General features: G+C 70.1%; 19 protein-coding genes and 1 pseudogene. 10 read left to right on the forward strand and 10 right to left on the reverse strand.

The features are described 5' to 3' along the window. Positions 1-452: 452 nt before the first annotated feature. Together JE024_RS35275 and JE024_RS35280 are read right to left on the reverse strand one after the other, a co-directional pair. Positions 453-821 carry a low affinity iron permease family protein gene (locus JE024_RS35275; RefSeq protein ID WP_205377925.1) on the reverse strand — a complete coding sequence of 123 codons (369 nt, stop codon included), beginning with the start codon at positions 819-821 and terminating at the stop codon, positions 453-455. Positions 822-1,613: 792 nt separating this feature from the next. Continuing rightward, entirely contained in the window at positions 1,614-2,633 is a 1,020-nt protein-coding gene (locus JE024_RS35280) for a LacI family DNA-binding transcriptional regulator (protein WP_205377926.1), read from the reverse strand. Positions 2,634-3,038: 405 nt separating this feature from the next. Between JE024_RS35280 and JE024_RS35285 the strand changes: the two genes are divergently transcribed. The 4 genes from JE024_RS35285 (at position 3,039) to JE024_RS35300 (ending at position 11,543) form a co-directional block, all read left to right on the forward strand. Then, positions 3,039-5,243: a discoidin domain-containing protein gene (locus tag JE024_RS35285; protein ID WP_205377927.1), complete on the forward strand. Its 2,205-nt coding sequence runs from the start codon at positions 3,039-3,041 to the stop codon at positions 5,241-5,243. 248 nt (positions 5,244-5,491) lie between these two features. Further along, a complete protein-coding gene (locus JE024_RS35290) occupies positions 5,492-7,666 on the forward strand; it encodes a discoidin domain-containing protein (RefSeq protein ID WP_205377928.1) in 2,175 nt (724 codons plus the stop codon). Between the two features lie 173 nt (positions 7,667-7,839). Next, on the forward strand, positions 7,840-8,931 hold the full coding sequence (locus JE024_RS35295) for a DUF1996 domain-containing protein (protein WP_205377929.1): 1,092 nt from the start codon (positions 7,840-7,842) through the stop codon (positions 8,929-8,931). Positions 8,932-9,101: 170 nt separating this feature from the next. Beyond that, positions 9,102-11,543, forward strand: a complete 2,442-nt coding sequence (locus JE024_RS35300) for a glycoside hydrolase family 3 C-terminal domain-containing protein (RefSeq protein WP_205377930.1) — start codon at positions 9,102-9,104, stop codon at positions 11,541-11,543. 581 nt (positions 11,544-12,124) lie between these two features. On the opposite strand, the gene JE024_RS35305 is transcribed toward JE024_RS35300, so the two are convergent. After that, positions 12,125-13,366 (reverse strand): MFS transporter, encoded by a 1,242-nt coding sequence (locus JE024_RS35305; RefSeq protein WP_205378536.1) that lies wholly within the window; start codon positions 13,364-13,366, stop codon positions 12,125-12,127. A 340-nt stretch (positions 13,367-13,706) separates the two neighbouring features. Continuing rightward, entirely contained in the window at positions 13,707-14,687 is a 981-nt protein-coding gene (locus tag JE024_RS35310; RefSeq protein WP_307840735.1) for an SGNH/GDSL hydrolase family protein, read from the reverse strand. Between the two features lie 1,470 nt (positions 14,688-16,157). Here JE024_RS35310 and JE024_RS35315 point away from each other — a divergent pair. After that, the gene (locus tag JE024_RS35315) at positions 16,158-16,508 is read left to right on the forward strand and encodes a MerR family transcriptional regulator (RefSeq protein ID WP_205377932.1); all 351 of its coding nucleotides are present in this window, start codon (positions 16,158-16,160) and stop codon (positions 16,506-16,508) included. 247 nt (positions 16,509-16,755) lie between these two features. Then, the gene (locus JE024_RS35320) at positions 16,756-16,959 is read left to right on the forward strand and encodes a cold-shock protein (RefSeq protein WP_205377933.1); all 204 of its coding nucleotides are present in this window, start codon (positions 16,756-16,758) and stop codon (positions 16,957-16,959) included. A gap of 207 nt (positions 16,960-17,166) precedes the next feature. Here the strand turns inward: JE024_RS35320 and JE024_RS35325 are convergent, their stop codons facing one another. Next, complete coding sequence (locus JE024_RS35325; RefSeq protein WP_205377934.1) at positions 17,167-17,574, reverse strand: STAS domain-containing protein; 408 nt, start codon at positions 17,572-17,574, stop codon at positions 17,167-17,169. Between the two features lie 358 nt (positions 17,575-17,932). Between JE024_RS35325 and JE024_RS35330 the strand changes: the two genes are divergently transcribed. Continuing rightward, positions 17,933-19,549, forward strand: a complete 1,617-nt coding sequence (locus JE024_RS35330) for a glycoside hydrolase family 43 protein (protein ID WP_205377935.1) — start codon at positions 17,933-17,935, stop codon at positions 19,547-19,549. Positions 19,550-19,654: 105 nt separating this feature from the next. After that, positions 19,655-19,870 carry a hypothetical protein gene (locus JE024_RS41415; protein ID WP_244883415.1) on the forward strand — a complete coding sequence of 72 codons (216 nt, stop codon included), beginning with the start codon at positions 19,655-19,657 and terminating at the stop codon, positions 19,868-19,870. 281 nt (positions 19,871-20,151) lie between these two features. On the opposite strand, the gene JE024_RS35340 is transcribed toward JE024_RS41415, so the two are convergent. The 3 genes from JE024_RS35340 to JE024_RS35345 form a co-directional block, all read right to left on the reverse strand. Next, positions 20,152-22,005, reverse strand: a complete 1,854-nt coding sequence (locus tag JE024_RS35340) for a pentapeptide repeat-containing protein (RefSeq protein ID WP_205377936.1) — start codon at positions 22,003-22,005, stop codon at positions 20,152-20,154. Between the two features lie 142 nt (positions 22,006-22,147). After that, positions 22,148-22,447 (reverse strand): tetratricopeptide repeat protein, encoded by a 300-nt coding sequence (locus JE024_RS42415; RefSeq protein WP_372449911.1) that lies wholly within the window; start codon positions 22,445-22,447, stop codon positions 22,148-22,150. A gap of 37 nt (positions 22,448-22,484) precedes the next feature. Then, positions 22,485-23,459 carry an LLM class flavin-dependent oxidoreductase gene (locus tag JE024_RS35345; RefSeq protein ID WP_205377937.1) on the reverse strand — a complete coding sequence of 325 codons (975 nt, stop codon included), beginning with the start codon at positions 23,457-23,459 and terminating at the stop codon, positions 22,485-22,487. Between the two features lie 86 nt (positions 23,460-23,545). Here JE024_RS35345 and JE024_RS35350 point away from each other — a divergent pair, with 86 nt between their 5' ends. Then, entirely contained in the window at positions 23,546-24,325 is a 780-nt protein-coding gene (locus JE024_RS35350) for a helix-turn-helix domain-containing protein (RefSeq protein WP_205377938.1), read from the forward strand. On the opposite strand, the gene JE024_RS35355 is transcribed toward JE024_RS35350, so the two are convergent. Continuing rightward, positions 24,304-24,726, reverse strand: a complete 423-nt coding sequence (locus tag JE024_RS35355; RefSeq protein ID WP_205377939.1) for a hypothetical protein — start codon at positions 24,724-24,726, stop codon at positions 24,304-24,306. The genes JE024_RS35350 and JE024_RS35355 overlap by 22 nt on opposite strands. 251 nt (positions 24,727-24,977) lie before the next feature. On the opposite strand from JE024_RS35355, the pseudogene JE024_RS35360 reads away from it, so the two are divergent. Next, positions 24,978-25,307, forward strand: a pseudogene (locus JE024_RS35360) (VOC family protein); the annotation flags it as partial. Positions 25,308-25,395: 88 nt separating this feature from the next. Here JE024_RS35360 and JE024_RS35365 read toward each other — a convergent pair. Further along, a complete protein-coding gene (locus tag JE024_RS35365; RefSeq protein WP_205377941.1) occupies positions 25,396-25,932 on the reverse strand; it encodes a GNAT family N-acetyltransferase in 537 nt (178 codons plus the stop codon). Between the last annotated feature and the right edge of the window lie 723 nt (positions 25,933-26,655).

Below are 26,655 nucleotides of genomic sequence, written 5' to 3' on the forward strand. Positions count from 1 at the left end.
GGTGAATCCCTTGCTCTGGCTGATCGGTGCGGACACGGTTCCTCCTCGGGTCGTCCACCAGGCGCGTACCCGGCGGCACTGCGACGATGCCCGGCCGGGCACGCGACCGCGTGGCTTCGATCCAGCCGACGTTCAGATCTCACGTCTGCGGCGCCGACCGGGGGAGTGTCACGACGACGGCGCGTGCGGCGTATCCGGCCGGGGAGAGCGCTACTACTCCTAGGCACCGACCGCGGCGCAGCCGTCGCTGCTGCTACGGCGGCCGGGAGGCCCGCACTCGAGAAGAAGCGAGCATCCGTGCGCGGCGACCACATGGTGTGCGGCCCCTCACCAGGGCCAAGCGCACTTCGTCGTGGTGCTGGCGCGCTGCGGCTTGGCCTCGGGCGCCGCGGGTGGGGTGGCCGTCACGACGGCGCGCCTTCTGGCGGGCGTGGCTGTTGGCACGGTTTCGCTCAGGTCTGCTCTTCGATGCCGATGGCCGTGCGCAGGGCGCGCTGGGCCGGGCCGGGGGCATCGTGCTGGGTTTCGAGCAGAGCGGCTGCGATGGCGTCGAGCTTGCGCTGCACGGCATGCTCGGCCCGGCGTTCGCTGTTCTTCAGCAGCGCCAGCAGTAGGAGGGTCACCGCGGTCATGGACTCGCCGGCGAGCAGCATCCATGTGAGTGGCGCCTTCGCGATGTGCACGCCGATGACGGTGCCGACCAGGAGCATGCAGACCCCGAAGAATGCCGGGCTGCTGGTGAAGTTGGACGCGTGCTCGGCGAGCCGCTCGAAGGGCCCGCGCCTGCTGCCGCCGCGGTCGGCCGGGTGCTCCAGGGTCATGTGTCGCCTCTTTCGGTCCCGCTGAGTGTTCTGCTCCTGCCCGTTGGGCGGCGGACCAGTCCGGACCAGTTCGGATTGACGAAGGCCGGGGGCGTTGGCGGCTTTCGGGGGTAGGCCGGGCCGACCGTGCCAGTCGCGGTGGCGGTGGCAGACGTGCTGGTCACCCTTACTTGCCGGGCGACCCGGCGGCAGACCGGAAGGCATCAGCTGCCTGCCTGGCTGGCACCGCGGCGGCGGGAGCCTGCTCGCGATGGTCGCCCTGTCCACGTGATGGTTGCTTCCGTCGTCGAGGTGCCGCGTGACGAGGCGGCCGACCATGGCGACCGCGCGCGGCACACCGCTCGGCCGCGGGGTTCACCCACGTCGGTGCCTGCCAGCCCACCGGCACGCTGCCGGTGAGGAGATGGCGCCAGCTTGGTGAGACCCGGCGGGCCGCATCCGGGCCTCGCGGGCCGGGTTCGGCGGCGAGTTCGTGATAGCGCAGCCGCGCCCGCCTTCCGCTGAAGTAGCCCTTTCGGTCGAAGCGGAGCAAGTGTTTGCGCACAGCCGGGAGCGTCGGGCGAGGTCCGCCAGCAGGCCGGGGTCCTGGCGGTGCGTGTACGGTCCCAGCGCCTGCAGGTACAGCTTGTACTTGTTGCCGAAGGCTGCGTGGATGCGGCGTGAAGGGCCCGACGCTGGTGCGGAGGCCCGCGCGGCACGGGACCCGGTCCCGGCGATGCCGGCCCGTACGTCGGCGCGCGAGGTGGTCGGCCCCCGCCGCGAGCCGACTGCGTACGTGCCGCCCCGGGCCGCTCAGGCCGACTCGCGCACGACCAGTTCGGCGTCGAAGATCACCGACGTGGGCCGGGTGCGCGTGCCCTGGATGTGCTCTGACAGGAGCCGGGCCATCGCGCCGGCCATCTTCTCCACCGGTTGGCGCACCGTGGTCAGCGGCGGGCGGCACGTCGTCGCCACGCTCGAGTCGTCGAAGCCGACGACGGCTACGTCGTCGGGGATCCGCCTGCCCCGCTCGCGCAGCACCTGGCAGGCGCCCTGGGCCATCAGGTCGTTCGCGGCGAAGACGCCGTCCACGTCCGGATGGCCGTCGAGCAGCTCCGCCATGGCCGCGGCGCCGCTGTCGACGGTGAAGTTCCCCTCGGTGGAGGGGACATCCGCCACCCCGGCGGAGGCCAGCGCCGCGCGGAAGCCGTCGAGGCGGTCGCGGGCCGCGGGGATCGATTGGGGCGCGGAGATCGTCGCGATGCGCCGGCAACCCCGGGCCAGGAGGTGCTCGGCGGCCAGCCGGGCTCCTTCGGCATGTGCGAGGTCGACGTGGCTGACGTCGTCCATATGTCCGGGGCGGGCGAAGAGCACCACGGGTATCCGTGCGGCGACCAGCATCTGCGGCAAGGGGTCGCAGACCTGGATCGACACCACCAGCGCTCCGTCGGCGCTGCCCTGGCTCAGGTAGTCGACGACCTGCTCCCGTGCGGCGTCGGACTCGGCGACGATGAGCACCGGATGCATCGCGTGGGAGCGCAGGTATCCGAAGACACCGCTCACCACCCGTCCGAAGAACGGGTCGGCGAAGACGCGTGAGGCGAAGGTGTCACCCGCGCCGGAGATGATCAGCGCGACCGCCTCCGTCCGCTGGGTGACGAGCGACCTGGCGGCGCGGTTGGGCCGGTACCCGGTCTGCTCGATCGCGTGGCGTACGAGCTCCTGGATGTCGGGGTCCACATTGCGGATGCCGTTGACGACCCGGGACACCGTCGCCCGCGACACTCCGGCCTGCCGCGCCACATCCTCCAGCGTCGGACCCGTTCTGCTCATGACGCGAACCCTAACGTGCCGTTCCACCCCCGAGGTTGCCCGGCCTGGGGCGCGCGCACGGGCTCCGCCCCGCCTGCGCCGCGGAACACTGCTCGCCCCTGCCCGCCGCGGACGACACGGCCACCCCGCCCCGCACGAGCAGCAGGGCCACCCCGCCCCGACGGCCGCCCGCCGCGAGAAACGGCCACCCCGCCCCGTGCACGTCACGGCCGCCCCGCGTCCAACGGCGCGACCCTGCGCGCCCGTTGCCCGCCGCAGGCCCGTCCGCCCCTTGTTCGTTCACTTACTTAATGGAAGCCATGAGAAAAGTCGGTCCGGGATATTGACCGCCCTGCGCGGAGGGTTCAAGGTCTGGAGAGCGCTCTCCCGTCGCTCTCCCACCCCGGGTCACCCAAGGAGCCCTTCATGCCCGTTAGCATCCCCCTCGCACCACCACCCCGCGGACGCCGTTCTCGTCCGGCCCGCAGAGGCATCGCCGGGGCGCTCGCCACCGCCCTGGCGGGGAGCCTGCTCGCGCTGGTCCCCGCAACGACGGCGCAGGCCGCCCCCACCCTGCTCTCCCAGGGAAGGACCGCCACCGCCTCCTCCACCGAGGGCCCCGCCTTCGCCGCGAGCGCTGCGTTCGACGGCAACCTCACCGGCACCCGCTGGGCCAGCTCGTGGCAGGACGCCCAGTGGCTCCAGGTCGACCTCGGCAAGAGCGCCACGCTCAGCCATGCCGTCCTGACCTGGGAGGGGGCCTACGGAAAGAGCTACCAGATCCAGTCCTCGGAGAACGGCACCGACTGGCGCACCGTCACCTCCGTCGGCGCGGGCGACGGAGGCACCGACGAGGTCTCCCTGTCCGGGACCGGGCGCTACATCCGTATGAACGGCCTCACCCGGGCGACCGGATACGGCTTCTCGCTCTGGGAGTTCCAGGTGTACGGCTCCACCGACGGCGGTGGCGGGCCGACTCTTCCCGGCGGCGGCGACCTCGGTCCCAACGTGCACGTCTTCGACCCGTCCACACCCGGCATCCAGGCCAAGCTGGACCAGGTGTTCCAGCAGCAGGAGTCGGCCCAGTTCGGCTCCGGCCGGCACGCCTTCCTCTTCAAGCCGGGCACGTACAACAACCTCAACGCGCAGATCGGCTTCTACACCCAGATAGCCGGTCTCGGGCTGCGGCCCGGTGACACCACCATCAACGGCGACGTGACCGTCGACGCCGGGTGGTTCAACGGCAACGCGACCCAGAACTTCTGGCGCGGCGCCGAGGGCCTGACCCTCAACCCGGTCAGCGGCACCAACCGGTGGGCGGTCTCGCAGGCGTCCTCCTTCCGCCGCATGCACGTCGAGGGCGGCCTCAACCTCGCCCCGAACGGCTACGGCTGGGCCAGCGGCGGCTACATCGCCGACTCCAGGATCGACGGCCAGGTCGGCAACTACTCGCAGCAGCAGTGGTACACCCGCGACAGCTCCATCGGCGGCTGGTCCAACAGCGTCTGGAACCAGACGTTCTCGGGCGTCCAGGGCGCACCCGCCAACGCGTTCCCCGAGCCCCGCTACACCACGCTCGACACCACCCCGATCTCCCGGGAGAAGCCCTACCTCTACCTGGACGGCAACGAGTACAAGGTGTTCGCGCCCGCCAAGCGGACCAATGCCCGTGGCACCACGTGGGCCGGCGGCGCACCGCAGGGGGAGTCGATCCCGCTCAGCCAGTTCTACGTGGTCAAGCCGGGCGCCACCGCCGCCACCATCAACCAGGCGCTGGCCCAGGGCCTGCACCTGCTGTTCACCCCGGGCGTCTACCACGTCGACCGGACCATCGAGGTGAACCGCGCCAACACCATCGTGCTCGGTCTCGGCCTCGCCACGATCATCCCGGACAACGGCGTCACCGCGATGAAGGTCGCCGATGTCGACGGCGTCCGGCTGGCCGGCTTCCTGATCGACGCCGGACCGGTCAACTCGCCGACGCTGCTGGAGATCGGTCCGCAGGGGGCCGGCGCGGACCACGCCGCCAACCCCACCACCGTGCAGGACGTGTACATCCGCATCGGCGGGGCCCACGTCGGCAAGGCCACCACCAGCATGGTCGTCAACAGCGACGACACGATCATCGACCACACCTGGGTCTGGCGCGCCGACCACGGCGAGGGCTGGGGCTGGGAGACCAACCGCGCCGACTACGGAGTCCGTGTCAACGGCGACGACGTGCTCGCCACCGGCCTGTTCGTCGAGCACTTCAACAAGTACGACGTCGAGTGGTACGGCGAGCGCGGACGCACGATCTTCTACCAGAACGAGAAGGCGTACGACGCCCCCAACCAGGCCGCGATCCAGAACGGCTCCACGAAGGGGTACGCCGCCTACCGGGTCGACGACTCCGTGAACACCCACGAGGCGTGGGGCCTCGGCAGCTACTGCAACTACAACGTGGACCCGACCATCGTCCAGGACCACGGCTTCAAGGCGCCCGTGAAGCCGGGGGTGAAGTTCCACAGCCTCCTGGTGGTCTCCCTCGGCGGGATGGGCCACTACAACCACGTCATCAACAGCACCGGGGCCTCCACGATCCCCGCCGGAACCTCGACCGTGCCCTCCACCCTCGTCTCCTTCCCCTGACGACCCGTCACCATCGCGCCGGACTCCGGTGACACGACGGAGCCGACCGCGACTCCCCGGGCCGGGGCGACAGACCCCGCTCCCCGGCCCGGGGCACCCTCCCGACCGGCCAGGACGTCCACCGCACGGACGCGTCGGGCGACGGACCGGGGCATGCCCCGGTCCGTCGCCCGGAGAGCGCCGTACCGACGGGCGAGCCCCCTCCCGGAACCGGCCGGACGTCACCGCCCTTCACATCAGGAGCCGCAATGTCCCGACCCCCCTCCACGACCACGCCGGCCCGCCGCACCCGCGGCGCGGCGGCCGCTCTCACCCTCGGATCCCTCCTCGCCTCCTCCCTCACCCTCGCCACCGCGCCCTCCGCGAGCGCCGCGGAGTCCCTGCTCTCCCAGGGCAGGACGGCCACCGCGTCCTCCTCCGAAGGCGCCGCCTTCTCCGCCGCGGCAGCCGTCGACGGCAACCTCACCGGCACCCGGTGGGCCAGCCAGTGGAGCGACGCCCAGTGGTTCCAGGTCGACCTCGGCGCGAGCCGGGACCTGAGCCGTGTCGTCCTGACCTGGGAGGGCGCCTACGGCAAGAACTACGAGATCCAGCTCTCGGACAACGGGACCGACTGGCGCACCGCTAGGACCGTCACCGGCGGCGACGGCGGCACCGACGAGCTCGCGATCTCCGGCTCCGGCCGGTACGTGCGCATGAATGGCCTCGCCCGCTCCGGCGGCTACGGCTACTCCCTGTGGGAGTTCCAGGTGTACGGCGAGAACGGCGGCACGAACCCGCCCCAGGGTGCCGTACGCGTGACGGGCTCCCATGGGAACTGGCAGCTCACCGTCGGCGGGCAGCCGTACACCGTGAAGGGCCTCACCTGGGGCCCGTCCATCGCCGACGCCCCGAAGTACATGCCGGACCTGAAGTCCATGGGCGTCAACACCATCCGCACCTGGGGCACGGACGGAGGCACCAAGCCGCTGCTCGACACCGCCGCCGCCCAGGGCATCAAGGTGGTCAACGGCTTCTGGCTGCAGCCCGGCGGCGGCCCCGGCTCCGGCGGGTGCGTGAACTACGTCACCGACACGGCGTACAAGAACACCATGCTCACCGAGTTCGCCAAGTGGGTCGACGCCTACAAGTCCCACCCGGCCACGCTGATGTGGAACGTCGGCAACGAGTCGGTCCTCGGTCTGCAGAACTGCTACAGCGGCACCGAGCTCGAGGCCCAGCGCAACGCCTACACGTCCTTCGTCAACGACGTCGCCAAGAGGATCCACTCGATCGACCCCGACCACCCCGTGACCTCCACCGACGCGTGGACCGGAGCCTGGCCCTACTACAAGCGCAACGCACCCAACCTCGACCTCTACTCCATGAACGCCTACGGCGACATCTGCGGAGTGCGTCAGGACTGGATCGACGGCGGCTACAACAAGCCGTACATCATCACCGAGACGGGCAACGCCGGTGAGTGGGAGGTGCCCGACGACGCCAACGGCGTCCCCGACGAGCCGACCGACGTCCAGAAGGCCGAGGGCTACACCAAGGCCTGGGAGTGCATCACCGGGCACCGGGGCGTGGCCCTGGGCGCCACGATGTTCCACTACGGGATCGAGCACGACTTCGGCGGCGTCTGGTTCAACCTGCTGCCCGACGGCCTCAAGCGGCTGTCGTACTACGCGGTGAAGAGGGCCTACGCCGGTTCGACCGCGGGCGACAACACCCCGCCCGTGATCAGCGGGATGACGGTCTCCCCGGCGTCACAGGCCCCGGCAGGCGGCGAGTTCACCGTCCGTGCCGACATCCGCGATCCCGAGAACGACCCCCTGACCCACAAGATCTTCCTCAGCGGCAACTACGCCAACGGCGACAAGCGGCTGATCGAGGCGAAGTGGCGCGCCACCGGCAACGGCACCTTCGCCGTAACCGCGCCGGAGAAGCTCGGCGTCTGGAAGGTCTACATCCAGGCCGAGGACGGCCGCGGCAACGCCGGCATCGAGACCAAGTCGGTCAAGGTCGTCGCCCCGCCCGTCACCGGCACCAACATCGCCCTGAACAAGCCCACCACCGCCTCCTCCGCCCAGGCCTCCTACGGCGACTGCCCGTGCCCGGCCGCCAACGCCACCGACGGCAACACCGGTACCCGCTGGGCCAGCGACTGGAGCGACCCGCAGTGGATCAGGGTCGACCTCGGTGCCCCCGCCCCGATCCGCAAGCTGCAACTGGTCTGGGACCCCGCCTACGCCAAGTCCTACGAGGTCCAGGTCTCCGACGACGGCACCACCTGGCGCACCGTCCACACCACGACGGCCGGCAACGGTGACGTCGACACCATCGACGTGTCAGCGACAGCCCGCCACGTGCGCCTGAACCTGACCGCACGCGGGACCGGCTGGGGCTACTCGCTCCACGAGTTCGGCATCTACAGCTGACCGTCCCACCCGAGGCGGCACGACCGCGGCCGGTCCGCCGACCGCGGCCGTGGGGCCGCCGCGGCCTCGACCCCGGTCGCACGAGCGGCCGGACCGCGGGTGGCGGGAGCGAGCCGCTCCCGCCACCCGCGGGCAGCACCACCCCCACCTCCACCATCCGGCAGGAGATCTTCATGAGACTGACGTCCAAACGGCTCACCGGGCTCCTCCTCGGCTCCGCCCTCGTCGCCGGCGTGCTGGGCGCCGGCACGATCGCCTCGGCCACCGGCGCGGACGGCGGCACGTCCTCCGTCGCCGCCGCGGCCGCCCACCACACAGGTCACCAGATGGCCGCCTCCACCCAGGCCTCCGGCGACGACCCCGACGGGGACGGCTACATCCCGGCCGTACCCCAGGTCGCCGGTGTCGTCCCGTCCACCGCCACCCCGCCCCCGGCCTACCACCACGAGTTCCAGGCCGGCTGCTCCGTCACCCACACCGCGCCGGACGACCCGATCGTCTACCCGGGCCAGTTCGGCAAGTCCCACGACCACACGTTCATGGGCAACAGGTCCACCGACGCCGCGAGCACCACGGGCTCGCTCTACGGAGGGGCCACCACCTGCAAGGCGCCCGCGGACGCCTCCGCCTACTGGATGCCCTCGCTGTACAAGGGCGACCAGAAGATCCTGCCCGTGGGCCCGCAGGTCATCTACTACAAGGCGGGCGTGACCGACTACCGCAGTGTGCGGCCCTTCCCCAAGGGCCTGCGGTTCGTCGTCGGCAACCCGATGCAGACCGCCCAGGAGTTCCGCGCGCACAAGGGCTTCGTCGAGGGCTGGGAGTGCGGTGACAGCTTCTTCAACACCGACATCCCGGCGAGCTGTCCGAGCCGGCCCGACGTCCAGCTCAACCTGCGCATGCAGGCGCCGAGCTGCTGGAACGGCCTGTACCTCGACACCCCCGACCACAAGAGCCACATGGCGTATCCGGTGGTCAAGCCCGGCACCAACGACAACATGTGCCCGGCCTCCCACCCGGTCGCCCTGCCCATGATCGAGTTCAAGATGGCGTGGCCGGTCAACGGCGACATGAGCCAGGTCCGCCTGGCCAGCGGCCGCGGCTACTCCTTCCACTACGACTTCTTCAACGCGTGGGAGGAGCGCACCCAGAAAGCCCTGGTCGACCACTGCATCGTCGGCGGCCTCCAGTGCGACACACGGGGCTTCGACCTGTACCGGCCCGAGCGCGGGACGGTGCTGAACGAGGACCACCGGCTGCCCTAGACCCGTCGGCGGCGCCCACAGGCCCGGTCACCCCGGACACGGGGTGACCGGGCCCTGTGCATGCACCGATGACGGCCCATCGACGAGGACTTGACGTGGACCTTCGCGGGGGCGAGAGTTTGGAGAGCGCTCTCCCGAGCAATCGGGCGGCTGACACGACTGGGGTGGGGATGACCGACGACGTGATCGACCTGATGCTCGACAAGCTCGATCTGGCCCAGAAGGTACGGCTGCTGAGCGGTGCCACCACCTGGCGGACCGCCGACGAGCCGGCCGTCGAGCTGCGCCAGATGGTCATGTCCGACGGCCCGGCCGGTGTGCGGGGAGAGGCGTGGGACGAGCGGCGCACCTCCGCGCTGCTGCCCTCGGCGTCCGCGATCGGCGCCCTGTGGGACGAGGAGCTGACCGCACGGCTGGGCGGCCTGCTCGCATCGGAAGCGGCCCGCAAGGGTGTCGACATCGTCCTCGCCCCCACGCTCAACCTGCACCGCACTCCGCTCGGAGGACGGCACTTCGAGTGCTTCTCGGAGGACCCCGAGCTGACCGGCCGCACCGGGGCCGCGCTGATCCGCGGCATCCAGGCAGCCGGCACGGCGGCCACGGCCAAGCACTACGTCGCCAACGACTCCGAGTCCGAGCGCATGCACGTGGATGTCCGCGTCTCCGAGCGGGTCCTGCGGGAGGTGTACCTCGCACCGTTCGAGGCGGCCGTCGACGCGGGCGTGTGGCTGGTCATGGCCGGATACAACAGCGTGAACGGCGCGACTATGACCGCCAATTCCCTCCTCGCCGAACCCCTCAAGAGCGACTGGGGCTTCGACGGCGTCGTCGTGTCGGACTGGGGCGCGCTGCGTTCCACGACCGCCCCCGCGCTCGCCGCGCTCGACCTGGCGATGCCCGGACCGCAGGGACCTTGGGAAGCGGAGTTGGTCCGGGCGGTGAAGGACGGCCTCGTCCCCGTCGAGGCCGTCGACGACAAGGTGCGGCGCCTGCTGAGACTCGCCGCCCGCCTCCACGCCCTCGGACCGCGCAGGCCCCGGCGCGCACCGGCGTCCCCATCCCGCGACACCCGCGAGCTGCTGCGCCGGACCGTCGCCGCTGGATCCGTGCTCCTGAGCAACCGCGGCGTGCTTCCGCTGGACCGGGCCGCCCTGTCGACCGTCGCGGTCATCGGCGTCCACGCCGCGACACCGCGGGTGCAGGGCGGCGGCAGCGCGGGCGTCTTCGACTCCGGCACGGTCACCCCGCTCACCGGCATCCGCGCCCGACTGCGGGGACACGCCCGCGTCGTCCACGTACCCGGTCCCTCCCTGGACGTGCCCCCCGCTCCGCTCGATCCCGACCGGTGCAGCAACCCCCGGTCCGGTCAGCCCGGGGTGCTGCTGCGGCTCCTGGACGCCGCCGGACAGGAACTGCACGCCGAGCACCGCCTCTCCGGCAGGCAGTTGGAGCCGCCGGTCGTCCCCGGTGCCCGCACCGTCGAGATCAGCGCCCTGATCAGGGCCGACACGACGGGGGAGTGGACCTTCGGTGTCGCGGGCTTCGGCCGCATGTCGCTCTCGATCGACGACCGGACCGTTCTGGACGGTGAGTTCCCCCGCATTACCGACGATCCGGCCGTCGTCCATGTGACTCCGCCCCTCCACACGGCACGAGCGACGATCGGCACGCACCGCCCCGTCCGCCTGGTGGCCCGGCGCGAACTGGCGCCCGATACCGGACGGGCCGTGATCGTCGCGGCGGCACCCCCGGAGCGCGAGCCGGCGGCCGCGCTCACCGAGGCGGTGGAAGCGGCACGCAATGCCGACGCGGTGATCGTGGTGGTCGGCACCACCGAGTACACCGAGACCGAAGGACGCGACCGCGCCGACCTGCGCCTCGGCGGCCACCAGGACGCCCTCGTCCGCGCCGTGGCGGCCGCCAACCCGCGCACGGTCGCCGTGGTCAACAGCGGGGGACCGGTGGAGCTTCCGTGGCGCGACGAGGCCGGCGCGGTCCTGCTCACCTGGTTCCCCGGACAAGAGGCCGGGTCAGGACTGGCCGACATGCTCTTCGGGCTCGCCGAGCCCGGCGGCCGGCTCCCGACGACCTGGGCGGCCTCCCTCGCGGACGCACCCGTCACCCGCTCGCAGCCGGCCGAAGGCCGGCTCGACTACGAGGAGGGACTGCACATCGGCTACCGCGCGTGGGCGCGCGCCGAATCCGAACCCGCCTACTGGTTCGGACACGGCGAGGGGTACACGACCTGGGAGTACGGGGCGGTGCGCGTCCCGCCGCGGGTGACGCAGGGCAGCCCGTTCAGCGTGGCCGTCCAACTGCGCAACACCGGCGCGCGGGCCGGCCGCGAGGTGGTCCAGGTGTACCTGGCACGCCCCGACTCCGCCGTGGAGCGGCCGGCCCTCTGGTTCGCCGGCTACGCCGCGGTCCACGCGGAAGCGGGCGAGGCGGCGACGGCCGTGGTGGACGTCCCCGCCCGCGCACTGCGGCACTGGTCCGAGGAGGACCGGACCTGGCGCACCGAGACCGGGCCCTACCGCGTCATGGTGGGGAGGTCGGCGGGCCGGATCGTCTGGCACGGCGAACTGGACGTCCGGGAGCCCGCCGTCCAGTGACGGAAGCCGCCCCGGCGCCGATGCACGACGGGCGGCCTCATACGTCGTCGCGCACGTCCCGCTCCGGGCGCGGCACGGCCCCCCTCGCGAGGGCTCGCACCTCGCAGGGCCCGATGCCCGCCGCGCCCACCGGGGCTAAAGGAGGCGTACCTGATCGAGCCCCGCCGGGCGGCCGGCTCCCGTGCTGGGGGACAGGAGAGGCAGCGGGCGGCGTCAACCGTCCGGATGGGACCGGATGCACGGGTCAGGGCAGGCGGCTCAGGCCGACGTCCCGAAGCGCCTGACGCCGCGCGCGGGTTGTCCGGCTGTGCGTCCGCGCGGCCGCGCGAACGCACCACCTCGTCCAGCCGCCCGCGCCGACCGCCGCCGCGGCAGCGATGATCACCCCGGTCCACATGTCACCGCCCGCCCTCCCGCGCCGTATCCCCGCCGCTGCGCCCGATCGTCTTCGTGCCGCCGTCCGTGTATCCGTGTGCTGTTCCCGCACGCCGCCGGAGCAGTCATGCCTGCGAGGTGGCACCCGGGCCCGCGCCGGCGGAGTCCAGAAGGGTTCGGTCGGCCGGGAGGGCCGGGAGCCGGAGTCAGCGCGCGGTCTTCGTGAAGTCCAGGTCGGCAGCGCGGACGGCATAAGAGGCGGTCGAGACAGTGGCGCCGAGCATGCTGATGCAGCCGAAGAGGAGGAAGGTGGGCCCGGCGCCCCATACTTCCACCAGGAGACCGAAGAGCGGGAACATCACCGGGGTGATGCCGACCGCGCTGAGTGCCTGGACGGACGCGACCCGGCCCTGGAAGTTGAGGGCGGTGTTGGCCTGCATCAGAGCCATGGACAGACCGCCGCAGAGGCCCGAGACCAGACCGGAGACGAGCGCCACGGCGACGGCGAGGGCGAGGTTCGGCATGACGCCGATCAGGCCGATGCCGGCGGAGGCGACGAGCAGGGTGATGTTGTGCCAGTGGCCGGCCCGCGGGAAGCGCCCGCGCACGACGAGCAGGAGCGAGGTAGCGCAGACGCCGGTGCTGAGGGCGGCGTTCACCCAGGCACCGCCGGAGGGGCCCCAGCCCCGTTCCTCGGCCAGCATGATGACGCCGATCGCCATCGGCGGGATGCAGCCGATCATGGAGAGCAGGCCGGAGAGGACGAGCGGGCCGACGACGGGCTCGTGGCGCAGGTAGACGATGCCGTCGATCAGGTCGCGGCGGACGGTGGAGTCCGCGGCGGGCTGTTCCTCGGGCGGCAGCGGGGCGAGCCGGACCGCGATCAGGAGGAACAGCGAGAGGGCGAAGAGGACGCCGGTCACGGCGAACGCGGCGGCGGGGCCGCCGAGCCCGATCGAGAACCCGGCGAGCGGCGGGCCGGCGATGTGGCCGGACCGCTGCACCAGATTGCGCAGGCTCTGCACCCGCATCAGCTGGTCGCGGCCGGTGAGTCGGGGCGGCATGGCTCCGACCGCCGGCATGAACAGTGCGTCCACGACGCCGAAGACGAGGGCGAGGACGACGAGCAGCCAGAGGCCGGGGGTGCTGAACGCTAGAGCCGCGGCGGCCGCGAGGATCACCACGGCGCGGACCGCGTCGGAGGAGATGACCACCCGGCGCGGGCCGAACCGGTCGGCGATCACACCGCCGCCGAGCATGAGGATCGCCCGGGGTATCGCGCCGACCGCCATCACCAGGCCGACCTGGGCCGGTCCGGCCACCTTCTGCGCGGCCCAACCGAGCGCCACGAAGTAGGCGGCGTCACCGACCACGGAGAAGGTGTAGGCGATCAGCCAGCGCAGGACGTTGCCGTCCCGATGCACCACGGTGGAGGGGGCGACGGCCACGGCGGGGACGGGCGAGGCCGTCGCCTGGACGGGTTCAATTTCACGCGAGTTCACAGACGCGCATGATCTCCCACAACGTCGGACCGGTACAACGGAATTGCCGCTATGCGCCAGCGGAGTTCCCGGGCTACCAGGACACCTGTGCCGAACGCGCGCCTTCATCTCGGGGTGGTGCCGGGGCTCCGCGGCTGCCAACAATGATCATGGTCGTGGCTCATCACTCATTGTGATGACGCCGGTCCTCGGCTGCCGCCGTGCCGGTCCGGAGGCGGGCCGGCACGGCGGCAGTCACCCAGTACGGTCGTGGCCGACCGCGGGCGGCTTGCGCGGGTGCGGATGGCTACTGGTTGAGAGCGGTCTCGATCGTCGTGGCGACGTGTTCGGCCTGGAGGTCGCGGCCCTTCTCGTTGGGGTGCGCGTACCAGGGAATCGGGGAGCCGAGGAGTTCAAGCTTTGAGTTCTCCAGCAGGCCGCCGATGCCCCGATCAGTGCCGTCACAGGCGGTGTTGCTTCCCGTGTGGGCGTAAAGGTTCACGAAGTCGGCGCCGTTGTCCGTGGCGGCCTTCATCATGATGTCGTTCAGCCGCTGTTGGGCCTGGTCCAGGACGGGCAGGGCCTCCTGGGAAATATCGGCGAAAGGCAGCTCGCTCTGGCCGGGGGCCGCGGCCAGGCACTTGGTGATGTCGGCGGGCACCAGCCGGGGGTAGCTGACCAGGACGCGCCGGGCGTCCGGGGAGAAGTACTCCATGCGCTGGAGCGCCTCTTCCAGTTCACCTTCGACCTGCTCGTACTTGTAGTCCAGCCACTCCTTGCCGTCGCCCGTCTCGAAGAAGTCCTTGCACTCACTGGCCGGCTTGTCCGGGTCCACCGGCTCTCCGGGCAGAAGGGAAGGCTCCCGGAGCTTGTCGGAACACTGCTTGATGATGCGTGCGAAGCCCAGGGTGTTGCCTCCCAGACTGCCCACGACCAACTGGGTGTCCTGCTGGAGCGCTTCCTGCTGCGCAGGGAGATTCCCGGCTCCGAAGGGCAGCTCCTGCTGCTGCCAGAAGTGGTGGACGAGCGCGCCGCCGCAGGAGACGTCGGCCTGCACGGCGAGAGTAATGCCCTTGGCTGCCAGGCTCCGCGCGGTGACGGCGGGGTAGTTGTCCGTGGACTGGAAGCACCAACCTCTCTCATTGTCCTGATGGTTCACGGGGGAGATGCCGAAGTTGGCGGTGTAGGAGTCGCCGAAGAAGACGGTCGGCACCGGGTCGGCCGCGGCTGCGCCGGCGTTACCGGCCGGGACGGCGAGTACCAGACAGCTGCCCAGCGCGACGGCCACGGCAGCGAGCCGAGCCCTCGAAGCGGTCGTCGTTCGAACGGCTTCCGACATGGATGTGCCCCTTTTCGTTGAAGGTCGAGGAGAAGCGGATGGAAACGTGCGAGGGGGACACGGCAAACGGCGAACGGCCCCTCGACAGGTTCCTGATCACGACCGAGTTGATACCGGCGCCCCTCCGGCCACTCACCACCCCCGCCGCGCGAGTCACTCGAACGGCAACCCAGGTTCACCTGCTGAAACGTCCCCGCTTGGGCCACCTCGCCTCCACCGCGAGCGCGGGTCCGACGGCACCACGTCTCGGCCCCGCAGGCTCGCGCGCCCCGGGCTCGACCAGGCGCCTGGTCCGCCTGGCCGAAGGCGTGTCCCCCGGGCAGGGGCGAGTGAAGGTCCTCCTCTTCCGACCGCCCCACCAGCGGCGAAAGGCTCACGGCGAGCCGCAGCAGAAACCGCCAGGCGGCATCGTCACCGAACCGCCTGAACATGGCCGGGATGGTTGCGCGGCCGGGTCCACCACCAACGTGCGTCCGTCCGTCGAGCAGCCTGAGGAGGCCGTGCTGGCCGTGGTGGCGGCAGGGCAGCGCGGGCCTCGCCGCAGCTCAAAACCGGTACTGAAGATGGCCCGAGGCCCCCAGGTAAGCCCCGAGCACCGGCGAGAGTCCGTATGCGCATGGTCGAAGTGGTCGCCGACGCCTGCGACGGCTGGCCGCCCTGGGCGCGTGCTGTCCTGCGCCTACTCCGCCGAGCCGGTCTGTGCGGGTAGTGCGGAGACCCAGCTACCTGTAGCGAAACCTCGCGAAAATCTGTCGCGGCGGGAGTAGACATTGGGGTTCGGCGTGGTTATGGTTTCTCTCGTAGCCAGAGAGGACGAAGGGCTCGGCAGAGATGAACTGCCGGGCAGCAGTACTCGCGGTGCGCGTGAAGGTGGTGTGCCGTTCAGCAGGACGGTGCGGTGGTGGAGTGTCGAAGCCAGAGTGGTGCGGGACGGCGACGGGACTGATCACCGGACCGGGTGGCCCGCAGTGTCAGGGGCCGCCGCCAGCAGTTGATGCAGTGACAGCAGTACCCAGCAGTGAAGTCAGTGAGCAGTACCTCGGTGAAGGCGTCGGCTGCGGGCGCGCGCTCCGGGAGGTTCGGCAGGGTGTCTCGGCCAGAGCAACAAAGGACGGGGCCGTGAGTCGAAGGTGGCGCTTGTACAGGTCACCAGTAGTTGATCCCAGAGGGAAGAACGGAGGAGGGAGCACCATCAGGATCGCCCGGACGCCATGCGGGTCCGGGTACCGCAGGACATCGATAGTGAGGTGGTCTTCGGTCAAGCACCGCGATCCCCGCTCTCCCCGGCGCAGCTCAGGCCGGGCAGGCGGCAACAGAGGGCCGGCGCAGTATCAGGGCCGGCAGATGGTGTAACTGTTCCTCCGGGGCCCTGGCGCTATAGGCGCCAGGGCCCCTCCACGCGTTGACGAAAGAGGTTCGATGACAGCAGACCATCCGATGGGCCCGCTCGGCGGCCGTCTGGACGACGACGACTACCCCGCCTACACCATGGGCCGCGCCGCCGAAATGCTCGGCACCACCCAGGGCTTCCTCCGCGCGATCGGCGAGGCCCGCCTCATCACCCCGCTCCGCTCCGCGGGCGGACACCGCCGCTACTCGCGCTACCAACTGCGCATCGCAGCCCGCGCGCGGGAACTCGTCGACCAGGGCACCCCCATCGAGGCCGCCTGCCGCATCATCATCCTCGAGGACCAGCTCGAAGAGGCGCAGCGCATCAACGCCGAGTACCGCCGAGCGGCCGATACGGCCGGTCCGGAAGCTTCCTCCTGACGCCGTATCCGTTCCCGCAGCGCCAACGGCGCCCAGGACCTCCATGCCGCTGGGGGCGAGCCGGCTGGTCGCCCCTGGTGACAGGATGTGCGGACGGGTATCTTCTGCGTCAGCTGTCGTGGTTCGGAAGTTTCCCTGCCCACGCCTTCGGCGTGGGCGTTCTGCTGTGCTGTGTCGCAGGAACCAGGGCGATCACCTCCGCCTCCCGCATGGTGCGGCAGGCGTCCGTCGACTGGAAGGCACACATATGGCTACGGGAACGGTGAAGTGGTTCAACGCGGAGAAGGGCTTCGGCTTCATCGCGCAGGACGGTGGCGGCCCGGACGTCTTCGCCCACTACTCCGCGATCAACTCGACGGGGTTTCGTGAGCTTCAGGAGGGCCAGGCGGTGACGTTCGACATCACCCAGGGCCAGAAGGGCCCCCAGGCCGAGAACATCAATCCGGCCTGATCCACGCCGGGGGCCGGCCCGCGGGCACCGCTGCGGGCTCGGCCTCCGTCGACCTTAACCCGGCGCCCCGGCTCACAGGCCGCCCCCGGCGCCGAGCCCCGACGCGAACCGCGCCGGGGACCGCGCCCCGTCCCGCTGGGCAGTGAGCCACAGCCCCCGCCGAGCCCGTTGACCGTCGCCCCCGGGCTGGGCGATGCCAGGGCTTTGCTAGACGCGGGGCAGCCAGCCCTCAATGAAGTCGGAGCGCTCCCGTGCGCCCAGCGCCCTCTGCTCGAGGAGCCGGCGGAAGCCTGCCAGAGCGTAGCGTTCCCCGGTGTCCGCTCTGGGCCCGGGGATGCCGGCGACGGTGGCCATGCACTGCTGGGGTTGGGGCTGCCAGCCGGTGACCAGTACGCGCAGGCACATGCCCTCGGCGCGTCCGTGCAGGCTCAGGAGATGGAGCAGGCCGTCGACGTCTATGGCCGCAACGGCGTGCAGGTCCACCAGGAGATCGCGTGCGTCCGAAGTCACGTGGTCCAGCGCGTGCCGGAGAACCGCACCAGCGCCCTCGTCGAGCTCGCCAGCGGCACTGATCAGAATCGAGCTGCCACAGTGCTGGACGTCTAGGTCGATCAATTTCTGCTCCCGCCACCCGAAGGCTCACGGACCCACGGGCCCCCATCCTGGCGCGACGCGGCGCGGGGCAGGTGTGCGGCGCGCTGAACGCGCGCGTAGTGGTCGGGGCCGGGGCTGCATGGGAGGAGGCTGGAGCGTTGCCCGGAAGGGTGCCTGCAACAGGGGACCGGGAGGGTGACCGGAAGCGAGCAAGACCGACGTCAGTGGCCGCGGCGTCGAATCCTGCTGAGGCCGGCCCGGGCGGGGCCGGTGTGCAAGGTACGGGCCGGATCCGTGCGTTGCACGCAAGGTTGTTCGACATTACCGTCATGGCTCGGTCCGGGGTGCTCACCGAGGTACGAAGAGGTTCAGGCGGCGTATGCGGCAGCGCAGCGTGCAGGTCATTCGGAATCCTGTCCTGGCCGGTTCGCATCCGGACCCGTCCGCGCTGCGGGTGGGTGACTGTTTCTACCTGGCGACCTCGACGTTCGAGTGGTACCCCGCCGTGCGGCTGCACCGATCCCGTGACCTGGTGCGGTGGCGGCCGCTGGGTGGTGCTCTGGACGCCGCACGGCTCCTGGATCTCACCGGGTGCCCCGATTCCGGCGGGGTGTGGGCACCGAACCTCACCTTCACGGACGGCCTGTTCCACCTGGTCTTCAGCAACGTCTCCACCTATGCGGGAGGCTGCACCGACAGCCCCAACTACCTCTCCACGGCCCCGGGGATCGAGGGTCCCTGGTCCGATCCGGTGCCGTTGCATGCACGTGGTTTCGACGCGTCCCTCTTCCACGATGGTCCCGACAGCTGGCTGCTGAACCTGGTCCACGACTGGCGGCCGGGACACGGCGGCTCGGCCGGCCTGGAAGCGACCCGCTACGACCGGTCCGCGCGCCGCCTGGTCGGGGATCCCGTGACTGTCGTGCTGCCGCCGCAGGCCGGCTGGATCGAGGGGCCCAATCTGTATCGGATCGGCGGCTGGTACTACCTGCTGACCGCCGACGGCGGCACCGGTTACGACCACCAGGTCACCGTGGCCCGCTCCCGTACTCTCACCGGCCCCTACGAACGTGACCCGCACGGGCCGTTGGTCACCGCCCGTCATCGTCCGGACCTGCCGCTGCAGAAGGCCGGGCACGGCAGTCTCGTCGAGACCGGCGACGGCGCGTGGTTCCTCGCCTACCTCGTGGCCCGACCCGAGGGCCGCCATGGCCCCTGTGTCCTGGGCCGCGAGACCGCGCTGGCGTCCGTCACCTGGACCGCCGACGGGTGGCCGCGTGTCCCGGACAGCCTGCCCGCACTCGACGTCGCGGCCCCTGACCTGAGCCCCGGCGACGACGCGACCGGTGCCGAGAGCGACGACGCCGACGACTTCGAGCAGCCTGTGCTCGGGCCTCAATGGTCCACCCTGCGGCGTCCCGCGACGGACGATTGGGCCTCCCTCTCCGCGCGCCCGTCCCATCTGCGCTTGCACGGCGGCCGCTCGCCGCAGAGCCTGACCGGCCCCAGTCTGGTGGCCCGTCGGCTGACGGCGGCGCACGGCGCGTTCGAGGCGACCATGGAGTACCGGCCGCGGTCCTTCCAGCACCTGGCCGGCATCACCGCGTACTACAACACGCGCAACTGGTACTTCCTGCACGTCACCGCGGACGACGAGACGCATGCCGTGCTGCGTGTGGCCGGCTGCGACCGGGGCGTGCTGAGCGTGGACGAGGCCGGGGGAGTACCACTGGGTGACGTGCGCCGCCTGTCCCTCGGCTTCGACCTGAGCGGACCCGTGCTGCGTTTTCGCTACGCCGTCGACGGCGACTGGTGTCCGATCGGCGTGCCCCTTGACGCCACGGTCCTGTCGGACGAGCACGCCGAGGAGTTCGAGCACGGGCAGATCAGGTCTCTCGGCTTCACCGGCGCGTTCGCAGGGATGTGGGCCTGGGATCTCACCGGAGGCGGCCTGCCCGCCGACTTCGACGAGGCGTCCTGGCGCGCGGCCTGTTGACATCCCGCTGACGTCGCGAGGACGTATTCAGCCGCGCGGCCGTGGCTGGTCGGAGGGCGACCGGCGATCGGGTAAGCCAAGACCTGTTCCGGGTGCGGCGCGGTGATGGCCAAGCTGCCGCTGCTCGTCCGGACCTACGCATGCGACGCCTGTGGCCTGGTCATCGACCGGGACGACAGCGCCGCACTCAACCTTGCCGCGCTCGCGGCGGCCTGCACGGCTGGTACCGAGTGGCCGGAGACCAGGACAGCGCCCCGGCGGTGTCGAAGCTTAGTGGAGGCGACCAGAAGACCCGCACCACCCGTACCCGCCGCAAGGTGAGTGCGGGGCGGGCAGGGGGCGCACTCCTGCCGCAGCAGCGGCAGGAGCAAGCGAGAGACCGTACTCAGGCCGAGCCCCGGACACTTTGGTGACCTGACGGACCTTCCGCGCAGAAGTGTCCGCAATGCTGAGACCTGACTACGGCCTCCATCGTTATCTAGGGGTCGAAGGCTTTCTGTGCAGTTCAAAGGCATGATCCGTGCTGCAAGCAAGTACGACACGCAGCCGGGAACGGTTCGGTCGAACCGTTCCCAGGGCTTCGTCGGCCCGGGGCAGGGCCGTCAGCGTTTGACGCGGTTGCGGATGGCGAGGACGGCGAGGCCCAACAGGACGGGTTCGGTCAGGCGGGAGGTCATCTCGATGTAGGTGCCGGCGGTGGTCAGGTCCTGGCCGGAGGAACGGAACACCACCGAGTTGAGGGTGACGTTCAGAGCCCTTTCAAAGCGCTTGCCGGTGAACCGATTGCCGGTGGAGTTCTGCGGATCGTCCTTGTCGATCTCGAACGTGACCTTGCCCCCGCCGGTCGGGACGGTGCCGATCGCAGTCTGCTTCGGGGTGTCCTTGGCGAGGCCGAAGGCCATCAGCAAGACGATGGTGAGGAGCATGGCCGCCCCAAGCCACGCCAGGGCCCGGGATGCGCGCAGTCCGTAGCCGGACAGCGCCCAATACGCGGTCAACAGCCCCAGTTCACTGCGGGGGATGTCGTCGGCGTGGCGGCGCATCTCCATCTCCCCGTAATAGAAGTCCGCAGCCCCCGGCTCATGCTTGCCGTCCTCGAAAGCCTTGCGCAGAGCCCGGTACACCGGAGCCAGCTGCAGCGGCCCAGCGCGTCCAGCGCCGAGGACTGCCACGTTCCAGCCCTGCACTGCTCCCGGCTGGCTGGCACGCCAGTGGTGTTCCTCGGCCAGGACGCGGCGCTCGGTGAAACGCACGGGCGGCCAGCGCCACCACACGGCGGGTGGGGCGGTGTCGAAAGTGCAGGCCCCCTCCAGGCGGAGTTGGTCCAGGTGTACGGTGCCGGCGAACAGGCACCCCGACAGATCGAGGTCTGAGAGGACCAGATGAGCTGCGTCCACCCCACGAAGCGACGCCATCCGCACCCTGGGGTCGCGGGGGACCGCCAGGATCGGGAAGGGCTCTTCGGCGAGGTGTCGGCCGTTGGCGAGCACGAACGGATCCGGCTCGGCGGCGATTGTGAGGGGGTACTCGAACACCGCATGCGCGAAGTCCACCGTGGCGTAACGCAGGCGGATCTCCGCTGTCGATGACCAGCGAGTACGACGGCACTCCAGACGGCGCGCAGCGAACGAGAGGGTCACCGGGCCACCGAAGGCCGCACCGGACAGCACAACCCGTCCAGTACACGCCAAAGGTCCGAGCTGCTCTGCTGCTACGAAGGTCGTCGACTCGAACCAGGCGTCGCCCTGGAAGGTCGCCGAGTTGAACCAGGTGTTGCCCTTGAAGGTCGCATCCGTGAACAGGGCGTCGCCCTGGAAGGTGGCCGAGATGAACCTGGCGGTATCCTTGAAGATCGCCATGAGGAACCCGGCGCCGCCCTCGAAGGTCGCCGAGTCGAACAGGGCGATGCCCTCAAAGGTCGTCAGGCCGAACTCGGCGCGGCTCTCAAAGGTCGCCGCCTCGAAGGTCGCCGAGCCGAACCCTGCGCTACCCACCTCGAAGGTCGCCTGGTCGAACCCGGCCTGGCCTTTGAAGGTCGCCGATGCGAAGTTGGCGCTGCTCTTGAAAGTCGCCTGGCCGAACAGGGCATGGTCGCCCGCGAAGATCACCGACTCGAACAAGGCGCAGTCCTCGAATATCACTGACTCGAACAAGGCGTCGCCCTCGAAGGTGGCCAATTCGAACTTGGTATGGCCGAGGCGGGGGTGCCCAGTTTCAGGGTCGTGGAGGGCGTTGAGGAGAGCATTGAGAAGGGATTCGGTGAAGTGGGTGCCCCGATGGTCGATGCCGGCGCCGGGAGTCAGGGCGGCCAGGTAGGAGTCGCGGTCGTCGACGGACAGGTGGGCGAGGCATACGGTGTGGCCGGGGACGTGGATGCCGCGGCAACCAACGGGGTCGGCAGCAGGGTCTGCACCGTGTGCGCAGTGCGGCCAAAGCGGCGGTTCGGCTGTACTCATGGTGCGGCGACTCCACGGTGTCAGGGTGCCTGTATGGACGCCCTGCGGACGGGAACGGTTCAGGCTCGACGGTGACAGGGCAGCATGGGGGAGGCTCCCACTGCGAAGATGCCGCACGTGCCTGAAGAACCGTAGATATAGGTCAGGCACGGAACATCGAGGGCACATGCCTCAAACGCCTGTCGCCCGCTCGACACCCGAGATAACAGCAACGGTTCTTGGCTGGTGCCCGGTTGAGGTGATGCCGGGCGGCCTCTTCGTCTCCTCGCAGGCGGGCGGCCAGGGCCAGACCGGTCTGGGTGCGGGCTTCTCCCCGGGGGGAGGCGCGTTCGGTGCATGTGGTCAGCGCGCGCTGGTACAGCTGCGTCGCCTGTGGGGCGTGACCGTCGGCGAGTGCTGTTTCGCCGAGCCGTATCAGGATGTCGACGGCCTCAGTCCACAGGTCGGCAGGTCACGACGGGGAGCCGGCGCGCGCGGGCTCAGGAGCTTTCCAAGCTGCAGGGGTGGTCCGCTGCACCTTGCACGGAGGGGATCAGGTCTGCGATGCGTTCGAGCTGGTCGCGTTGGGAGTGCAGGTCCAAGGCACCGAGGCGGGCGACGATGTGCCGGGCACCGGCGGCGACGTACCGTTCCAGGTGTTCCAGCACTTGGTCCGCGGAGCCGGTGACAACTGCTTGGATTTTTTCCAGCTGCTCCAGCGGCATGCCGTACGTGCCCTGTGCGTATTCGTTCAGTGCCCGACGGCCGCTCTCGATGTCGTTCTCGATACGTACAGAGACGAATAGCGCGGGGGTGATGTCCGCGGTCTCGCGTCCTGCTTCGGCCGCTGCTGTGCGGACGGTGCGCAGGCCGGACGCGTAGTCGGCGGGGTCAGGTGGGTAGGGCAGCCATCCGTCGTACAGGCGGCCGGTGCGGGCCAGGGCTGCGGGGGCCGCACCGCCAAGCCACATGGGCGGACCGCCGGCTCGGGACGGCCTGGTCGTGAGCGGGATGTCATCGAACCTGAAGATCTCGCCGTGGAAGGCCCCGGCGCCGCCCCACAGGGCCCGCCACAGCGCAACAGTCTCGTCCAGGCGGGCGAAGCGCCTTTCCCATGGCAGCTCTGACAGGGCGTAAAGGGGCCGCCCGAAGCGGCCGGGGAAGCCAGCCCCTACGGTCACAGTGAGCCGGCCACCGGACAGCAGGTCGAGCGACGCGAGTGCCTGCGCGGCCTGGATCGGTCGACGGAGGAACGGCAGCAGTGCAGCTGTTCCCAGCGTCACGGTCTCGGTCACCGGGGCGAGTGCGGCCAACATCGTCAGTGCTTCGACGCGCGGGCTGATGAGAGAATCGTTTGCGAAGAGCGAGGAGAACCCCGAGCGTTCGGCGCAGCGACCGAAGGCAATCAGCTCGCGAGGGTCGTCGGCAGGGCCCCACTGGGCGGTGCCGGTCGGAAGCAGTACACCGATGTCCATGTCGGTAATGTGCACGGCCGGCAGGAGTGGCGACAATTCCCTGCGGGGAATGGCCTGGGGCCCTCCGCCACCGTTACAACAGGGCCGTGGACTTCCCTTGTATGCTTCGTGATCGTCGTACCCGCCGTCATGTCAGCCAGCTCGACCTGGCGCTGCGAGCGGGCACTACCCAGCGCCACCTCAGTTTCATCGAATCCGGCAGGTCCGTCCCGGGCCGCAACATGGTCGTGCGCCTGGCCGAGTCGCTGGAGCTGCCGCTGCGGGAGCGCAATGAACTGCTGCTGACCGCCGGGTACGCGCCCGCCTACCCGGAGAGCTCACTGGACGATCCCGTGCTGGCCCCCGTGCGCACGGCGATCGACAGCATCCTCCGTGGCTATCTTCCCTATCCGGCGCTGGTCGTGGACCGAGGCGGCGACCTAATCACCGCGAACGATGCCTTCGACCTGATCACCGAGGGCGCGGCAGACGAACTGGTGGGCCCGGGTACGAACATTTACCGCCTGGCGCTGCATCCCCACGGACTGGCTCCCCGCATCCTCAACCTTGCCGAGTGGGCGCGCCACATCCTGGTGCGACTCGTCCATCTGGACGAGTTGCGGACCGAGCTCACCGGATACGTTCCCGACTTGGAGCCGTCCGCAGGGCAACTCGGCTTCGCAGTGCCGCTGCGACTGCGGTCCCCGTACGGGGAACTCCGCCTGATGACGACGGTGACAACCTTCGCGACCGCTGTCGACGTGACGCTTGCCGAGCTGAAGCTGGAGGCGTTTTTGCCGGCCGACCCGACGACTGCCGAGGCTCTCTCAGCAGCCGCCGCGGCCGTGGCCTGTTCAGCCGCCACTCAGGCGCCGGGGAACATGTAGTCCACCTTGATGAGGCCGTCGTCGTCGAGTACGAGGAGGTCTGAACCACCACCCACCACGTCGCCAGTCGCGGTGGACACCGTGTCCCAGCCTATCCTGACCACGTCATTGAGACGTGTCGCACCCGGCCGCGCCCGGAACGCGAATCCCTGTTTCTCGACGAACCGCTCGTAGCTTCGCCCTACTCGGGTCTCGATGGCGTCGTGTCCCTGTGCCTCCAGAGTCGGGTGGTCGAAGCCGAGGGCCGCGGCGGCTTCCCGAATCGCCGCGGGCGGGTGAAGGATGTGAGTGCCGTCCTCGGCCCAGAGTCCCTCGATGGCAGCGCGGCGCTCCGCAGCCTCGGGTGCATTCCACTGCGCCATGTATCGCTCGGCCAACTGTTGCGGGTCGATCTCGACCACCTTTGTCTCCTCGCCTGGACGGGTTCATTCGGAACAGATCCTGCGGGGCGCGGTGGAGACCGACAATTCCCTCTAGGGAATGGGACTTTCTTTCTCAACGACGCCAGCGGCCATATGCGGGGGCACCTGGTGCACACCCCGCTCCCACCGCCGTCGACCGGGCGCGGGGTCTCAAAGGCCTGACGCCTATGTCGAACCGTGATCCCGGTCGGCACCCGTCACGGACCATGCCCGGCGGTGTCCTCTGGCGGTCCGACTGGCCGGTGATGCCCTCGTTGCTGCGGATCTACGTTCCCGACGCGGATGCCGCCGTGGCCGCGGCCGTCGCACACGGGGCGCAGGTGGTCACCGAGGTGTCCGACAGTGCGTGGGGGGATCGTGGGGGCCGGGTGCGGGATCCGCTCGGCAACATCTGGTGGGTGGTGAGCCGGGTCGAGGACGTCGCACCCGACCTGGCCTGGGAGCGCATGGCCGAGCCGAAGTATGCCGAGGCGATGCGCGTGGCTCAGGAGACGCTGGACGCCGAGCTGAGCGGCCGGGACGCGGGAGTGGCGAGCCCCCCGCTGCGTCCGAACCCCTGAGCGGCGCTGGGAGTTGGCTGCGGGACGAAGACGACCCGGCGGCGACGAGCACCGAGGAACGCCATGCCGGCCCGGCCGGCCCGCCAGGTCAGGAACCGAGGTACCGCTCCGCCGGGGGAACGGCCACTGCATCCACGGGCAGTTCGATGCTGAAGGTCACCCGGTCGAGCCCGGGGCCGTCGTAGTCCGGCTTCACGGCTGAGGCGGTGAAGCCGAGCCGGACGTGAAACGCCTGCGATGAGCTGTTCTCAGGACTGGTGACGCAGCGCACGTGGTGGCGCCCGTAGGACTGGGCAATCGCGAAGAACGCCTGGTAAAGGGCGCGTCCGACACCCTGTCCGTGCAGCGCCGGGTCGACGCCGGCGAAGTGCACGTATGCGGTCCCGGGTTCTGTCTGGGACAGGAAGCCGATCAGGAAGGCGGCGATCTCGCCGTCACGTTCGACCACGAAGCTGGTGGTGGTGAAGTGGTCGAAGTAGAGCCGGGGCAGCAGCAAGGCGCGCTCCGTCGACCCCGCCTGCCCTTTGAGGCCGCCCCACCACCTGTCCAGCACGGCAAGCACGGGGAGATGGTCCTCGTCCATGAGGTGCCGGGCTGTCAGGCCGGGGGGAAGATCAGCGATCATTCGCATAGTCTGCCATCCAGCGCGCGGCGCACCGCGGTCGTTCTCGAGTGTGCTCGGCGGCCGAGACGCGCACGGCGGGCGTGTAGCTGAGGCCGGTTCCGGTGCCTGGCGAAAAACGTGCGCGAGGCGGATCCGCTTATGACGGAAGGTACCGCGGTCGGCCGAGGACATCGTTGCTGCGCTCGACGAGCGGACCGTAACCGTTCCAGACACACGGACGGCCGCGCTGATCGCTCCATCGATCATGCACAGCTGCACTGACAGTGACACGAAACCGTACACCAGGCCTGCCTCGGTGACTTCTCGGGTTGATGCGGGTGGTGTAGCACGATCGCGCGCATGACGTCTGCTTCCATTCCGCTCGCGGACACCCACGTACGACTCCTGGCCGGCTATGCCGGCAACGGAAGTCCTGTTTTCGAGGTGTCGCCAGCCCGTGGTCTCAGCACCGGCGTGTTCGAACTCGCCGGCAGCCCCGGGCTCGTTCTGGGGTGTGCGGCGGGAGACGTTTCCGCGTAGCCGACGACGGGCAACTCGAGGTATGTAAGGTGGGCCGGACCTCTGTGTCCAAGCCGGTCCGCACAGCGGCTACTTCACGACTGACGCCTTGACGGCACTGACCGAGGACTTCGACTTGGTCGGAGGCCTGGCTGAAGCCCCCTCGGACCGACGCTTCATCGTGGTCACGGTGGACCGCTCGGTCGGCATACCTGTCGTCACACG

Origin of the sequence: Streptomyces zhihengii (assembly GCF_016919245.1) — a bacterium.
GTDB classification, from domain to species: domain Bacteria; phylum Actinomycetota; class Actinomycetes; order Streptomycetales; family Streptomycetaceae; genus Streptomyces; species Streptomyces zhihengii.

What these genes read in the sequence shown, in the direction of transcription:
- JE024_RS35275 (WP_205377925.1), bottom strand. Translation starts at nt 821, where the DNA reads ATGACCCTGGAGCACCCGGCCGACCGCGGCGGCAGCAGGCGCGGGCCC.
- JE024_RS35280 (WP_205377926.1), bottom strand. Translation starts at nt 2,633, where the DNA reads ATGAGCAGAACGGGTCCGACGCTGGAGGATGTGGCGCGGCAGGCCGGA.
- JE024_RS35285 (WP_205377927.1), top strand. Translation starts at nt 3,039, where the DNA reads ATGCCCGTTAGCATCCCCCTCGCACCACCACCCCGCGGACGCCGTTCT.
- JE024_RS35290 (WP_205377928.1), top strand. Translation starts at nt 5,492, where the DNA reads ATGTCCCGACCCCCCTCCACGACCACGCCGGCCCGCCGCACCCGCGGC.
- JE024_RS35295 (WP_205377929.1), top strand. Translation starts at nt 7,840, where the DNA reads ATGAGACTGACGTCCAAACGGCTCACCGGGCTCCTCCTCGGCTCCGCC.
- JE024_RS35300 (WP_205377930.1), top strand. Translation starts at nt 9,102, where the DNA reads ATGACCGACGACGTGATCGACCTGATGCTCGACAAGCTCGATCTGGCC.
- JE024_RS35315 (WP_205377932.1), top strand. Translation starts at nt 16,158, where the DNA reads ATGACAGCAGACCATCCGATGGGCCCGCTCGGCGGCCGTCTGGACGAC.
- JE024_RS35320 (WP_205377933.1), top strand. Translation starts at nt 16,756, where the DNA reads ATGGCTACGGGAACGGTGAAGTGGTTCAACGCGGAGAAGGGCTTCGGC.
- JE024_RS35330 (WP_205377935.1), top strand. Translation starts at nt 17,933, where the DNA reads ATGCGGCAGCGCAGCGTGCAGGTCATTCGGAATCCTGTCCTGGCCGGT.
- JE024_RS41415 (WP_244883415.1), top strand. Translation starts at nt 19,655, where the DNA reads ATGGCCAAGCTGCCGCTGCTCGTCCGGACCTACGCATGCGACGCCTGT.
- JE024_RS35340 (WP_205377936.1), bottom strand. Translation starts at nt 22,005, where the DNA reads ATGAGTACAGCCGAACCGCCGCTTTGGCCGCACTGCGCACACGGTGCA.
- JE024_RS35345 (WP_205377937.1), bottom strand. Translation starts at nt 23,459, where the DNA reads ATGGACATCGGTGTACTGCTTCCGACCGGCACCGCCCAGTGGGGCCCT.
- JE024_RS35365 (WP_205377941.1), bottom strand. Translation starts at nt 25,932, where the DNA reads ATGATCGCTGATCTTCCCCCCGGCCTGACAGCCCGGCACCTCATGGAC.